Origin of the sequence: Streptomyces sp. NPDC006335 (assembly GCF_040612795.1) — a bacterium.
Lineage (GTDB): Bacteria > Actinomycetota > Actinomycetes > Streptomycetales > Streptomycetaceae > Streptomyces.
On record NZ_JBEXQX010000004.1, the window covers coordinates 350,945 to 365,414 of the forward strand.

The 14,470-nt window shown below is 70.8% G+C and carries 11 protein-coding genes; 7 read left to right on the forward strand and 4 right to left on the reverse strand.

The window, feature by feature from the left end; all coding sequences use genetic code 11:
* Nucleotides 1-34: 34 nt before the first annotated feature.
* Nucleotides 35-1,057: a LacI family DNA-binding transcriptional regulator gene (locus tag ABZ098_RS15410; RefSeq protein WP_356591442.1), complete on the reverse strand. Its 1,023-nt coding sequence runs from the start codon at nt 1,055-1,057 to the stop codon at nt 35-37.
* A gap of 221 nt (nt 1,058-1,278) precedes the next feature.
* Here ABZ098_RS15410 and ABZ098_RS15415 point away from each other — a divergent pair, with 221 nt between their 5' ends.
* Genes ABZ098_RS15415 through ABZ098_RS15440 form a run of 6 tightly spaced genes read left to right on the forward strand, consistent with a single transcriptional unit; the run spans nt 1,279 to nt 10,637 of the window.
* Entirely contained in the window at nt 1,279-2,571 is a 1,293-nt protein-coding gene (locus ABZ098_RS15415) for a sugar ABC transporter substrate-binding protein (protein WP_356591097.1), read from the forward strand.
* Nucleotides 2,572-2,573: 2 nt separating this feature from the next.
* The gene (locus ABZ098_RS15420) at nt 2,574-3,461 is read left to right on the forward strand and encodes a sugar ABC transporter permease (RefSeq protein WP_356591099.1); all 888 of its coding nucleotides are present in this window, start codon (nt 2,574-2,576) and stop codon (nt 3,459-3,461) included.
* Nucleotides 3,458-4,288, forward strand: coding sequence for a carbohydrate ABC transporter permease (locus ABZ098_RS15425; protein WP_356591101.1), 831 nt, complete (start codon nt 3,458-3,460; stop codon nt 4,286-4,288). The genes ABZ098_RS15420 and ABZ098_RS15425 overlap by 4 nt, the downstream gene beginning before the upstream one ends.
* Before the next feature lie 32 nt (nt 4,289-4,320).
* The gene (locus ABZ098_RS15430) at nt 4,321-5,568 is read left to right on the forward strand and encodes a glycosyl hydrolase (protein ID WP_356591103.1); all 1,248 of its coding nucleotides are present in this window, start codon (nt 4,321-4,323) and stop codon (nt 5,566-5,568) included.
* Between the two features lie 13 nt (nt 5,569-5,581).
* Nucleotides 5,582-7,573, forward strand: a complete 1,992-nt coding sequence (locus ABZ098_RS15435; protein ID WP_356591105.1) for an endo-beta-N-acetylglucosaminidase — start codon at nt 5,582-5,584, stop codon at nt 7,571-7,573.
* A 49-nt stretch (nt 7,574-7,622) separates the two neighbouring features.
* Complete coding sequence (locus ABZ098_RS15440) at nt 7,623-10,637, forward strand: glycoside hydrolase family 38 C-terminal domain-containing protein (protein ID WP_356591107.1); 3,015 nt, start codon at nt 7,623-7,625, stop codon at nt 10,635-10,637.
* A 59-nt stretch (nt 10,638-10,696) separates the two neighbouring features.
* On the opposite strand, the gene ABZ098_RS15445 is transcribed toward ABZ098_RS15440, so the two are convergent.
* Nucleotides 10,697-11,665 (reverse strand): hypothetical protein, encoded by a 969-nt coding sequence (locus ABZ098_RS15445; RefSeq protein ID WP_356591109.1) that lies wholly within the window; start codon nt 11,663-11,665, stop codon nt 10,697-10,699.
* A 244-nt stretch (nt 11,666-11,909) separates the two neighbouring features.
* Here ABZ098_RS15445 and ABZ098_RS15450 point away from each other — a divergent pair, with 244 nt between their 5' ends.
* Complete coding sequence (locus ABZ098_RS15450; protein WP_356591444.1) at nt 11,910-12,248, forward strand: helix-turn-helix domain-containing protein; 339 nt, start codon at nt 11,910-11,912, stop codon at nt 12,246-12,248.
* Between the two features lie 16 nt (nt 12,249-12,264).
* Here ABZ098_RS15450 and ABZ098_RS15455 read toward each other — a convergent pair whose 3' ends face one another.
* Entirely contained in the window at nt 12,265-13,098 is an 834-nt protein-coding gene (locus ABZ098_RS15455) for a PIG-L family deacetylase (RefSeq protein WP_356591111.1), read from the reverse strand.
* Nucleotides 13,099-13,647: 549 nt separating this feature from the next.
* Nucleotides 13,648-14,349, reverse strand: coding sequence for a FadR/GntR family transcriptional regulator (locus ABZ098_RS15460; protein ID WP_356591113.1), 702 nt, complete (start codon nt 14,347-14,349; stop codon nt 13,648-13,650).
* Nucleotides 14,350-14,470: the final 121 nt, after the last annotated feature.

The following is a 14,470-nucleotide window of genomic DNA, read 5'->3' on the forward strand; positions in this document are numbered from 1 at the left end:
TGCCCAGCCCCTCCACCCGATCCGAACGGACTGCTCATCGTAGCGGGCGCACCTCACGCGCAACTCCCGTGCTGTCCCGCACGATCAGCCTGGGCACCGGCACCCGTACGGTCCGCGCCGGGCCGCCGTCCAGCAGCGCGGTCAGTTCCGAGGCCGCCGTGCGGCCGAACTCCACGCTGTCCCGGGACAGCGCCGACAGCCAGGGCTTGACCATGCGGCACAGTGCCGAGTCCTCCCAGGCCACGACCGACACGTCCCCGGGCACCGAGTGGCCCAGCTCGGTCGCGGCGGCGACTCCGGCCAGGGCCATCACGTCGTTGTCGTAGATCAGCGCGGTCGGGGGAGCGGACGCCTCCAGGACCCGGCGGGTCACGGCCGCGCCCTCCGCGTCGGAGTAGTCGGTGGTCACCGACTTCACCCCGGTCAGCCCGCGCCGCTCGGCCTCCGCGCGCAGGGTGCGGACCCGGCGCTCGGTGTGCGCGAGCCCCGGCAGGCCCGCGATGTGCACGATCCGCCGGTGGCCGAGCGCGTACAGCTCGTCCACGACCGCGGCCATCGCGCCCGCGTCGTCCGCCCAGACGGTCGACAGTCCGGGGTGGCGTTCCTCGGGTGCGCCGCCGATCACCACACCGGGCAGGCCCAGTTCGTCGAGAACTCCGGTGCGGGGGTCGTCCGTTCGCGGGTCGACCACCAGGACGCCGTCCACCCGGTGCTCGGCCCACCAGCGCCGGTACACCGCGCACTCGTCCTCGACGTCCTCCACGACCTGGAACAGCAGCCCGAGGTGCCGCTCCGCCAGCACCTCCTGTATCCCCGAGACGAGCTGGAGGAAGAAGGAGTCGACGCCGAGCGTCTCGGCGGGCCGGGCCAGGACGAAGCCGACCGTGGCGGCGCCCTCGCCGGACAGTGCGCGGGCCGCGGTGCTGGGGCGCCAGCCGAGTTCCTCGGCGACCTGTCGCACCCGGTCGCGGGTGTCCTCGGAGACCCCGGGGCGGCCGTTCAACGCGAAGGAGACCGCGCTCTGGGAGACCCCGGCCCGCCGCGCGATGTCCTTCATCGTGGGCCTGCGGACCGGTGACCGCTTGCCTGACACGCTGTTTCCCCATTTCCCCCGTCGGTTCGTCCGTCCAGTATGCACTAATGCGGTTCAGCTCCGTCAACCTAATGCGCATTAGTCACTAAACAAATTAGCTGTGCGAGATGCATTGACGGGCCCGTGGAGCGGCGTGCAGGGTCTCCGTCGTTGACCAACTCCGCCGCAAAGGAGAACGGTTCGCCGTGCCCATTTCCCGCAGAACCTTCGCTGCCGCTGCCGCCGCCTGTCTCCTCGTGCCGCTGAGCGCGTGCGGCTCCGGGAGCGACGACACAGGCTCGTCCGACGCCTCCGGAAAGGTCGAGGGCGACATCACCTTCCAGACCTGGAATCTCCGGGCGAACTTCAAGGACTACTTCGAGGGCCTGATCACCGACTTCGAGAAGAAGTACCCCGGCACCAAGGTCAAGTGGATCGACCAGCCCGCCGAGGGCTATGCCGACAAGATCAGCGCGGACGCCGCGGGCGGCACCCTGCCCGACGTCGTCAACGTCTCCCCGGACCTGGTCGCGCCCCTGGCCAAGGCCGGCCTCGCGCTCGACCTCGACAAGGCGGCCGGACAGTACAAGAAGGAGTACCTGGACGGCGCCTGGGCCAGCCACCGGATCCCGGGCATGACCGGCACGTACGCCTTCCCCTGGTACCTCAACACCGGCCCGCTCTTCTACAACAAGTCGCTGTTCAAGGAGGCCGGGCTCGACCCCGACCAGCCGCCGAAGACGTACGACGACCTCTTCGCCGACGCGCTGGAACTGGCGGAGAAGACCGACGGCAAGGTCGCCACCCTCGCCAACGTGCCCACCATCGAGGACTTCGGCCGCTACGGCGTCCAGCTCATGAACTCCGAGGGCACCGCCTTCGCCTTCAACGACGCCAAGGGGGTGGAACTCCTCACCAAGTACAAGGAGTTGTACGACGCCAAGGCGCTCGACCCGCAGGCGCTGACCGCCACGCCCGAGTCCTCCGGCAAGAAGTTCCTCACCGGTGCCGTCGCCCTGAACCCCGGCAGCGCACTCGACCTCGGCAACTTCAAGAAGCAGGCGCCGAACCTGTACAAGAACATCGGCATCACCGACCAGATCACCAGCACCGGGCACGTCAACATGTACGTGATGGGCGTGATGGTGAACGCGCAGACCAAGAAGAAGGCCGCCTCCGTCGCCTTCGCGCACTACGTCACCGACGCCGAGCACCAGATGTCCTTCGCGAAGAAGGTCGCCATCTTCCCCAGCACCGCGGGATCACTGGACGACCCGTACTTCACCGAGGAGGACGGGACGGACGAGACACGGGTGCGCGTCGCCGCCGCCAAGTCCCTCAAGAACGCGGTCAATTACACGCCCGTGCTGTTCAGCGAGCAGATGAAGACGGCCCTGCGCAACGAGGTCGCCAAGGCTCTCCAGGGCAAGGAAAGCCCGAAGGAAGCTCTCGACAACGCTGTCAAGGCCTGCGACACGCTGCTCCAGCAGCAGGGGTAGGCATGGCTTCCGTATCGCGAGTGCGGCGCCAGCTGCCCCTGAGCCCCTGGCTGTTCGCCGCACCCGGCCTGCTGGTCATCGGCGCGTTCATCCTGTACCCGTTCGTCTCCACGCTGGTGAACGCCTTCACCGACAAACGCACCCTGATCCCGGGCGAGTTCGTGGGCCTCGCCAACTTCCGCGAGCTGCTCCACGACGACATGTTCTGGATCGGCCTGCGCAACAGCACGCTGTACGTCCTCGGAGTCGTGCCCGCGCTGGTGATCCTGCCGCTGCTGCTCGCGCTTCTCGTCCAGAAGAACATCCCCGGTATCACCTTCTTCCGGTCCGCCTTCTACACCCCGGTCGTCGCGTCGATCGTCGTGGTCGGACTCATCTGGGTGTGGCTGCTCGACGAACGCGGCCTGATCAACTCGCTGCTGGAGAGCGTGGGGGTCGGCCGGGTCGGCTTCCTGAGCGACCAGTGGCTGCTCCTGCTGAGCGCGATGGCCGTCACGGTGTGGAAGGGCCTCGGCTACTACATGATCATCTACCTGGCCGCGCTGGCCAACGTGCCGCGCGAGCTGCACGAGGCCGCCGCGGTGGACGGGGCCGGGGCCGTCCGCCGGTTCGTCACGGTGACGGTGCCCGCCGTCCGCTCGACCATGGCACTCGTCGGGGCGCTGTCCTCGGTCGCCGCCTTCAAGGTGTTCTCCGAGGTCTACCTCATGGCCGGCCCGAGCGGGGGCCCCGCCGGCGAGGACACCACGCTCGTGATGCTCGTCCAACGCACCGGCACCGGACTCACGGGCCGTGTCGGCTACGCCTCCGCGATCTCGGTCGTCGTCTTCGTCGTCACCGTCGCGCTGATGCTGCTCGTGCTGCGCGCCGACCGGAGGGCGGAGTCGTGACCCGGGTACGCAAGGGCGAACTGGTACTGAGATACGTCCTGTTGCTCGCCGTCCTCGCCCTGACCGTCGGCCCCTTCCTGTGGCAGTTGTCGACCTCCCTCAAGGGCCCCACCGAGGACATCTACAGCTCCCCGCCGAGCTTCCTGCCCCAACACCCCACCCTGCACAACTACGAGCGGGTCGCCGACACCATCCCCGTCTGGGACTACGCCTTCAACTCCCTGAAGGTCGCCACCGCCAACGTCGTGACCAACTGCGTCGGTTCGGCACTCGCGGGATACGCCCTGGCCCGACTGCGCTACCGCGGCCGCCGCGCGGCCACCCTCGCCTTCATCCTGGCGATGCTCGTGCCGGTGGAGGGCATCATCATCGCCCAGTTCACCACCATGCGGGAGCTCGGCCTCAACAACACCCTGGTCGGCGTGGTCCTGCCGGGCTGCATCGGCGCGATGAACGTCCTGCTGATGCGCAACGCCTTCCTCAACCTGCCCTACGAGATCGAGGAGGCGGCCTACGTCGACGGCGCCAACGTATGGCAGCGGTTCCTGCGGATCGCGCTCCCGTCGGTGAAGGGGACGGTGGCCGTCGTCGCCATCTTCGCCTTCATGGGCGCGTGGGACGACTTCCTGTGGCCGTTGATCGTGCTGAGCGACCCGTCGAAGTTCACGCTGACCATCGGCCTCAACTATCTGCACGGCACCTTCGCCAACGACGAACGGCTCGTCGCCGCGGGCACGGTCATCGCCGTGGCCCCGCTGATCGCTCTCTTCGCCGGCCTCCAGCGGTACTTCTTCCGCGGGGTGGGCGAGGGGGCGGTGAAGGGCTGAAACCCCCGCCTCGCGTCTGACAAGGACTCCGCATGCCCGCTGCCGTGCGCTTCGGCGTCAACTACACCCCGAGCGTCGGATGGTTCCACCACTGGCTCGACTTCGACCTGGACACCGTCCGCGCCGACCTCGACTCGATCGCCGCCCTGGGCCTGGACCACATCCGGGTCTTCCCGCTGTGGCCGTACTTCCAGCCGAACCGCACCCTGATCCGGGAGCGGGCCGTCGCGGACCTCGTGCGCCTCGTCGACGCCGCCGCCGAGCGGGGTCTCGACGTCAACGTCGACGGTCTGCAAGGGCACTTGAGCAGCTTCGACTTCCTGCCGGCCTGGACCCGGACCTGGCACCGCCGCAACCTCTTCACCGACCCGCAGGTCGTCGAGGGCCAGGCCGCCTATCTGCGCACCCTCGCGGCGGCACTGGCGGACCGCCCCAACTTCCTCGGCATGACCCTCGGCAACGAGGTCAACCAGTTCTCCGCGGGCCCCCATCCCGACCCGGACCGGGCCACCTCCGAGCAGATCGACGCCTGGCTCACCCGCATGCTGGCCGCCTGCGAGGAGGGCGCCCCCGGCAGGCTGCACCTGCACGCCGAGTACGACGCCACCTGGTACCAGGACGACCAGCCCTTCACCCCCGCCCAGGCCGCCCGCCACGGCGCCGTCACCGCCGTGCACTCCTGGGTCTTCAACGGCACCGCCCAGCGCCACGGCCGTACCTCCGTCCCGGCCGAGCACCACGCCGCCTACCTCGTCGAGCTCAGCAAGGCCTGGGCCGACGATCCGCACCGGCCGGTCTGGCTCCAGGAGGTCGGCGCGCCCGCGCCGCTGGTGCCGCCCGAGCACGCCGCCGCGTTCACCGAGGCCACCGTGGCGAACGCCCTGGACTGCCCCGACCTGTGGGGCATCACCTGGTGGTGCTCCCACGACGTGTCCCGTGAGCTGGCCGACTTCCCTGAACTCGAGTACGGGCTGGGCCTGTTGGCCAACGACCGCACGCCGAAGGACACGGCCCGGGTGCTGGAGCGGGCGGCACGCGCGGGCTCCGGGCCGCCCGCACCTCGTACGACAGCCCTCGTCGTCCCCGCCGATCCCGCCGCCCGCTCGCTCTGCGCGCCCGGCGGACCGGTGTTCGACGCCTGGTTCCGGCTGGTCGCCGACGGCGTCCGCCCCACCACCGTCCTCGCCACCCGTGCCGCCGACCAGGACCACCTGTCCGCGCGCGGCATCACCGAGGTCGTCGCATCCGAACAGGTACTCCCACCCCACGTGGACCACTAGGAGGCACCCGCTCGTGAACCCCACCAGACGCACGGTCCTGCTCGCCGCGACCGCGACCGCCCTGCTGCCCGCGCTGCCCGCGAAGGCGGCGACGGCGACCGCGCTCCAGCCGTACGCCACCTACTGGTACCCGGACTCCCTGCCCTCCGGCAGCCCCGGCACCGGCATCACCTGGCGCAGCCTCAAGACCTGGCGGGCGGCCGACGACGCCGACCTCGCCTTCAACGCGGCCGCCGTACCGCTCGCCGGCCGCTTCACCCCGACGCCCGCGAACACCACGGCCCGCGCGGGCCAGGCCCGCATCCAGTCGCTGGTGTCCTTCGGACCGACGGCCGGGAACCCCTCGCAGGGCTCGGCCACGTCCGACTACTACGCCTTCGGGCACTGGGCGTACGTCGACGAACTGGTCTTCTGGGGCGGCTCGTCCGGCGAGGGACTGATCCTCGCGCCGAACGCCCCGATCGTGGACGCCGCCCACCGCCACGGCGTGCCCGTCCTCGGCAACGTCTTCCTTCCACCGGTCGCCTACGGCGGACAGCTGCGGTGGATCCGCGACCTGGTCCAGAAGGACGCGGCCGGCCGGTACCCACTGGCGGCCCAACTCGTCGCGGTCGCCACGGCGTACGGCTTCGACGGGTGGTTCGTCAACGCGGAGACCGGCGGAGGGGACTCGGCCCTCGGGTCGGACATGCTCGGATTCGTACGGGAGTTGAAGTCCCTGTCCGCGGCGAGGGGGCTGCGGGTCACGTGGTACGACTCGATGACCGTGAGCGGCACGGTGAGCTGGCAGGGTGCGCTGAACAGCCGCAACCAGTCGTTCTTCGAGGCCGCCGACGACATGTTCGTCGACTTCCGGTGGACGGCGGCCACTCTCGCCTCCTCGGGCACACTCGCCCAGCGACTGGGGCGCGACCGCTATGAGTTGTGGGCGGGCGTGGACGTGGAGGCCAACGGCTGGAACACGTCCGAGAACTGGGACGCGATCGTGCCCAAGGACAGGGACCACGTGACCTCCATCGGGCTGTACCGGCCCGAGTGGACCCGCAACCACCTGCCCACGGACCGGCGGACACCGCGGGACTTCCACGCGGCCGACGACCGCTTCTGGACCGGGGCCTCGCTCGATCCCTCACGGCCGGACGACACGGACGCCTGGCGGGCACCGGCGGTGTCGGTCGCGGACCGGTCGACGATCACCTCGCTGCCGTTCGCGAGCGTGTTCAACACCGGGCACGGGCTGCGGTGGTACGAGAAGGGGGCCGTCACCTCGGACGCCGCCTGGAACCACCTCGGCTTGCAGGACCGGCTGCCTTCGCGGCGGTGGGTGGTGCGGACGCGGGGAGCGCGGCCGGCTGTCTCCTTCGACTTCGCGGACGCCTGGCGGGGCGGCAGCAGCGTCCTCGTGGACGGCGCGCCGGACGCACCGGTCACCGTGGACCTGTACGCCGTACGGCTGCCGGTCAGCGGTGACACGGTGGTCGAGCTGACCCACCGGACGGACGAGGGCGAGGTGGGCGTCGAGCTCGCCGTGGCCACCGCCGAGCCGGGCGCACCGGGGGAGACACCGCCGTACACCTATCTCCCCGTGACCGGCGGCGACGGCTGGCGGACCTCGACCGTACGGCTCACCGGCCTCTCCGGGACCGTCCACGCGCTCGGCGTCCGGCTCATCGGCACCGGTGCGCTGAAGTGGCGGCTCGGCGGACTCGCCGTGTACGACACCCTCCGCACCCCCTGCCCGCCCTCCGGCCTGCGCGTCACCGCGGCCTCCGGCGGCGACCTGCGCCTGGCCTGGAACCCCGCTCCCGGCGCCGTCCGCCACTACACCCTGCACCGGCTCCTGCCCGACGGCACCCGGCGCTTCCTCGGCGGTACCTGCCAGCGCGCCTACTTCGTCGCCGGCCTGCGGCCCGAACAGGGCGAGAGGCAGGCGCGGTTGGAGCTGCGGGCCGTGGGGGAGCTCTACACCTCGTCGGCCCCCGTGACGGTCACCCACCCCTGGTGACCCCGTGACCCACCTCTGGTAACCCCCGGAACCTTGGAGAGCACCCCGCATGCATGACGACCGCAGCCTGGTCGAAGGCCGCCTCAAGCGTGTCCTCGACGAGCGCCTCCGCCCCGCCGTGTACCCCGAGTCCGTGCCGCTGGAGGTGGCGGTGTGGCACGCGCCCGACGAGCCGGTGCCCGTCGCCGAAGGCCTGGCGGCCGAGCCGGAGCCCATCGCCGTGGGCGCCCGCTGGGGCGCTCCCTGGGGCACGAGCTGGTTCCGCGTCACCGGAACCGTCCCCCAAGAGTGGGCCGGGAAGACCGTGGAGGCGATCCTGGACCTCGGCTTCGACGAGAACATGCCCGGCTTCCAGTGCGAGGGCCTGGTCTACCGGCCCGACGGCACCCCCGTGAAGGGCCTCAACCCGCGCAACCAGTGGGTGCGGATCGGGGCGCCCGTCGAGGGCGGCGAGGAGGTGCGCCTGCACGTCGAGGCCGCCTCCAACCCCGTCATCCTCGACTACCACCCCTTCCTGCCCACGCAGTTGGGCGACAAGGAGACCGCGGGCAGCGAGCCGCAGTACCGGCTGGCGCGCATGGACCTCGCCGTCCTCGACGAGACGGTGTGGCAGCTGGTGATCGACCTGGAGGTGCTCGGCGAGCTGATGGCCGAGCTGCCGGTGGAGTCGGCGCGCCGCTGGGAGATCCTGCGGGCCGTGGAGAAGGCGCTGGACGCGCTGGACCTCCAGGACGTGAACGGCACGGCGGCCCAGGCGCGCGTACGGCTGGAGACGGTCCTGTCGGAGCCCGCCGTTCCCTCAGCCCACCGCATCAGCGCCGTCGGCCACGCGCACATCGACTCGGCGTGGCTGTGGCCGCTGCGTGAGACGGTCCGCAAGGTCGCCCGGACGACCTCCAACATGACCGCGTTGCTCGACGACGAGCCGGAGTTCGTGTTCGCCATGTCCCAGGCCCAGCAGTGGGCCTGGGTGCGCGACCACCGGCCCGAGGTCTGGGCCCGGGTGAAGAAGGCCGTCGCCGACGGGCGGTTCGTGCCCGCCGGCGGCATGTGGGTGGAGTCGGACACCAACATGCCCGGCTCGGAGGCGATGGCCCGTCAGTTCGTACACGGGAAGCGGTTCTTCCTCGACGAGTTCGGCATCGAGAACGAGGAGGCGTGGCTGCCCGACACCTTCGGGTTCGCGGCCGGACTGCCACAGATCATCAAGGCGGCCGGCTCCAAGTGGCTGCTGACCCAGAAGATCTCCTGGTCCCAGACGAACAAGTTCCCCCACCACACCTTCCGTTGGGAGGGCATCGACGGCACGCGGATCTTCACCCACTTCCCGCCCGTCGACACCTACAACTGCTCCATGAAGGGCAGCGAAATCGCCCACGCGGCACGGAACTTCAAGGACAAGGGAGCCGCCCGGCACTCCCTCGCCCCCACCGGCTGGGGGGACGGGGGCGGCGGCACCACCCGGGAGATGATCGCCAAGGCGGCCCGCCTGCGCGACCTCGAAGGGTCGGCGACCGTGGCCTGGGAGACCCCGGCGGAGTTCTTCGAGAAGGCCGAGGCCGAGTACCCCGAACCACCGGTGTGGGTGGGGGAGTTGTACCTCGAACTCCACCGGGCCACCCTCACCAGCCAGGCCCAGACCAAGCAGGGCAACCGCCGCAGCGAACACCTCCTGCGCGAGGCCGAGCTGTGGGCGGCGACAGCGGCCGTACGGACCGGATTTACCTACCCCTACGAGGAGTTGGACCGCATCTGGAAGACGGTCCTGCTGCACCAGTTCCACGACATCCTGCCGGGATCCTCCATCGCCTGGGTGCACCGCGAGGCGCGCCGGACGTACGAGCGGCTCGCGGACGAGCTGAACGGCATCATCGACGCGGCCCAGCGCGCGCTGGCGGGAGAGGGGACCCAGGACCTGCTCTTCAACTCCGCCCCCCACGGCCGGGGCGGTGTCGCGGCGGGCGGCGCCAAAACGGCGGTCGTCGAGGGCCGCACGACGGTGACCGGGCGTCCCGGCGGCGGGCACGTCCTGGACAACGGCATCCTGCGGGTGGAGATCGACGGGCGCGGCCTGGTCGTCTCCGCGTACGACATCGAGGCCGACCGGGAGACCATCGCACCGGGCCGGGCGGGCAACCTCCTCCAACTCCACCCCGACTTCCCGAACATGTGGGACGCGTGGGACGTCGACGAGTTCTACCGTCACACGGTCACGGACCTCACCGACGTGGACGAGATCGCCGCCGAGGGCCACGGGGTGCGGATCACGAGGACCTTCGGCGCCTCCCGCGTCACCCAGGTCCTCTCACTGGCACCGGGGGAGCGGCGGTTGCTGGTGGACACGGAGGTCGACTGGCACGAGACCGAGAAGTTCCTCAAGCTCGCCTTCCCGCTCGACCTGCACGCCGAACGGTACGCGTCGGAGACGCAGTTCGGGCACTTCCACCGGCCCACCCACACCAACACCTCCTGGGAGGCGGCCAAGTTCGAGGCCTGCAACCACCGCTTCGTGCACCTGGAGGAACCCGGCTGGGGCGTGGCGATCGTCAACGACTCGACGTACGGCCACGATGTGACCCGTGACGTCCGCACGGACGGCGACCGGGGCACGACCACCACGGTCCGGGCGTCGCTGCTGCGCGCCCCGCGCTTCCCCGACCCGGAGACCGACCAGGGCGTCCACCGCTTCCGGCACGCGCTGGTGCCGGGGGCCGGGATCGGGGACGCGGTGCGGGAGGGATGGCGGATCAATCTCCCCGAGCGGTCGGTGCGCGGCTCGCGGGAGGTGGCTCCGCTGGTGGCCGTCGACCAGGACGCGGTCGTCGTCACGGCGGTCAAACTGGCCGACGACGGCAGCGGGGACGTGGTGGTCCGCTTCCACGAGGCGCACGGCGGACGGGCGCGGGCCACCGTCCGGGCGGGGTTCGAGGTCACCGGGGTCACGGCCACGGACCTGCTGGAACGCCCGTCGGCCGATGCCCCCTCGCTGCGTCGGGAGGGGAACGAAGTGTCCCTGAGACTGCGGCCGTTCGAACTGGTCACACTGCGGTTCACCAGGGCCTGAGGGGGAGAGTGAGGGGGGCGGGGAGACCTGCCCCCCTTTTGATCACGCTCGGTCAGACCCTATTCATGGTTCAGCCGCGCCAGGAGCAGGTTCGGGTCGGGCTCGGTGGCGAAGTACGAGGCGCTCGGGACGTAGACCGTCCGGTGGCGTACGGCCACGGAGGTGGGGTTCGAGAGCCCGTCCCGCTCGGTGAGGACGACGGAGTGGGAGCCGTCCGGGCACACCACCACGACCTGGTTGGCGCCGTTCAGCGCGGCGAGGACGGTGTCCGCGTGGCGCGAGGTGAACGCGAAGTCGTCGATACCGCCGAGCCCCGTCGCCCGGGTCTCGATCGTGCCCGCGGAGCCGTCGGGACGTACGGGGATGCGCAGCAGCGTCCCGCGGTCGGTGTTGGACACCCAGACGGCGTCGCCGTGGACCTTGATGCCGTTGGCGCCGAAGCCGGTTCCGGACGGGACCGGGGTGAGGGCCGTTCCGGTGGCCCACGCGGTGCGCTCACCTCCTGTCACCGGCACGCGCCAGACGGTTCCCCGCACCGAGTCGGCCGCGTAGAGCACGCCCCGGTGCTCGTCGAGGGCGAGGCCGTTGGGCAGCCCGTCGGCCGGCAGTTTCGCGATCTGCCGGGGCTCGCTGCCGTCGGGCGCGATGCGCCAGACGCCCGTCCTGCTGGTGCCGGTGGCGTAGTTGACGTAGAGGGTTCCGTCGTGGGCGCGGGCGATGCCGAGCACGATGGCGTTGTGGACGATGGGGGTGTCCGGGTTCGCGACGGCCGGCAGGGTGACGCGTCTGCGGATGTCTCCATCACGGGTGACGTTGGCGACCTGACGGGCGAAGGCGAAGGTCAGGTCGGCGGAGCCGTCGGGTTCGACCGCGATGTTCTCGGGTGTCTCCCCGGCGGCGAAGTCGAAGTGGGCGACCACGCGCGGCTGCGAGACGATCGGTTCGTGACCGGACGCGGGAGCCGTCGCGAGTACGCCGAGGGCGACGGCGGTCGCGGCGATACCGGCCAGGTGGGGGAATCGGGGCATGCACCTCTCCTTGGACTGCGACACGGGCCACCGGTGTGGCGCCAGAGGCAGCCTGAGGTACGCCGGTCGGTGACGGCCGGAGTCGCGGCCGGGAGATCGCCCTCGTGGCCTACGGACGGGAGGACGGGGGGATGGCTCCCGGGCCGGGCGTGCCGGTGAGCGACGGTCCCCGGGGCGCTGCCGCCCCGAGACCGCCGCCGAGCGGCTCCCGCAGCGTCTCTTCGGCTCACCCGAGGACGCGGACCTGAGGCGCGCCGACTCGCTGGCGCGCGAGATCTCCTCGGACGTCGCCGACAAGTGGGCGTTTTTGATCATCGAGGCGCTCGGGGAGCGCACCCTGCGCTTCAGCGAGCTGCGCGACGAGGTCGAGGGCGTCAGCCACAAGATGCTCACGCAGAACCTGCGCATGCGGGAGCGCCACGGCCTCGTCGACCGGCAGGTGCACCCCACCGTGCCGCCGCGCGTGGAGTACACCCTCACCGAGCCGGGCCGGGCGTTGCGGGCCACGGTCGACGGGGTGGGCGGCTGGACCCACCAGTACCTGGGTCACATCGAGGCGGCCCGGCGTCGCTTCGACGAGTGACGGGTCCTGGGCGCGTCTACCTCAGCCCGTCGAAGAGGTCCTTCTCGGGCAGGGCCGCGCCGGTGGTGTCCTTGACCCGCACGAAGGTCTCCATGCCCATCAGCTCGCCGAACCTCTCCTTGCCCATCCTGAGGAAGAAGATGTTCTCGCCCTGACTGGCGTGCGCGGCCAGCGCGTCGAACTTCTGGCCGCTGAACGAAGTGGTGTCCACCCACGTGGTGATCTCGTCGTCGGGCAGGCCGATCTCGGCCAGCGCGGCGGCCTCGGCGGGGTCCGGTTCCGGCATGTCCGGAGCGAACTCGCGCATGATCTCGCCGAACCGCCGCATCATCGAGCGGGGCATCGTCGTCCAGTACACCTTGGGCGTCAGCGTGGTCATCTCCAGCGCCGCCATGGTGATGCGGTGGGCCTGGATGTGGTCGGGGTGCCCGTAGAAGCCGTTCTCGTCATAGGTGACGACCACATCGGGTCGGTAGTGCCGCATGAGTTCCGCGAGTCGGGCCGCGCCTTCCTCGACCGGGGTCTGCCAGAAGGATCCGGGCGCCTCGTTGGTCGGCCAGCCCATCATCCCGGAGTCGGCGTAGTCCAGCATCTCCAGATCGCTGATCTTGAGAACCTCGCAGCTCGCCTCGAGTTCCTGGCGGCGCATCAGGGCGACCGCCGCCGGATCATGACCGGGATCCCCCGGCTTGACACCCCCCGGTCCGTCACCGCATGCGCCGTCGGTACAGGTCACGAGAACCGTGCGGACACCTTCCGCCGCGTAGCGCGCGAGGACCCCTCCGGTTCCGGTGGCCTCGTCGTCGGGGTGGGCGTGTACCGCCATGAGCGTCAAGGGCCGGTCAGTCATGAAACAGTCCTCCTGCGAAAACACGTCTGGATGCAAAGGCGGCGGGTGCCGCGATCCGGGGCCCGGATGTCGTGGGCGGACGAGGGCGTGCTCTCCCTGTCCCCCCGTGCGACACCGGCCCCTCGCTGGGTGCAACCGCGCAGTACGGACCGCCTGTTCCCGTCGGGGCGCACGGCTTTCCAGGTGTGTCGGTACGCGGTGCAGTCCACGATCACATGCCGGTGCGGGGCGTCGGACGGCCGGTGCGGATGCTCGTTCGCCCGGTATGCCGGAAAGACCAGGGCACCCAGCGGACCGTGCCCGGTGCGGCGACCGCGCCGGACGGGCCGACGACGGCGTGGGTGGGGTCAGGTCATGCGCTGACGAGCGACGCTCATCCGGGGGTCTGTCGTAGGGGCAACCGCGTCCGCTCGCACGCGCTGTCGATCATGGCACTGGACACCACGTCGCCGGTAAGGGGCTCCCCCTTCCGGGCCGGGGAGTTCGTGACCCCCCGCCCACCCGACCACCGGTACGCCCAGCCACACCCCACCTCACCCTCCCCTTCGCTCACGCCCCGAGCTGCGCCCGCAGCCACTCCTCCACCTCGCCCACGTGCGCGGCCGCCGCCGCCCGGGCCGCCTCCGGGTCGTGGGCCACCAGGGCACGGTGGATCGCCGCGTGCTCGCGCCGGGTGCGTTCGAAGGCACCCTCCTCCTGGTAGCCGCGCCAGACCCGGGCCCGGAAGGTGCGCGAGGACAGGCCCTCCAGGATCGCCGCCATGGTGTCGTTGCCGGCGGCCACGGCGATCTCGCGGTGGAAGGCCAGGTCGTGGGCGAGGATCTCCTCCGGGTCGTCGGTGGCGTTCATGGCCGTGAGGTGTTTCTCGACCTCGGCGAGCTGGTCGGGGGTGATCCGGGCGGCGGCCAGCGCGGTCGCCGTCGACTCCAGGACGCGGCGGACTTCGAGGAGCTCCACCAGTTGCGGGCCCCGGGACAGGTCGGCGACCACGCCGAAGGTCTCCAGCAGGTCGCCGGCCTCCAGCCGGGTGACGTAGATGCCTGAGCCGTGCCGCGCCTCCAGCACCCCCATGACCGTCAGCGCGCGGATCGCCTCCCGCATCGAACTGCGGGAGATGCCCAGCTGGGCCGCCAGATCGCGCTCGGTCGGCAGCCGCTGCCCCGGCTCCAGGCGGCCCTCGCCGATCATCGCCTTGATCTGCTCGATGGCGCGTTGCGTCACGGTGCCCTTCTGCGGGGCTGTCTCGTCCACGCCATTCCTCCACTCACCGGATGCCGCTCACCTGATGCCGTTCGCCGGGTGCGACGCAGTCTAACCAGCGATGTGGTCGGACCACTATGGCCCGAAGGCGAGGAAAATTGCCGTCAGAGGG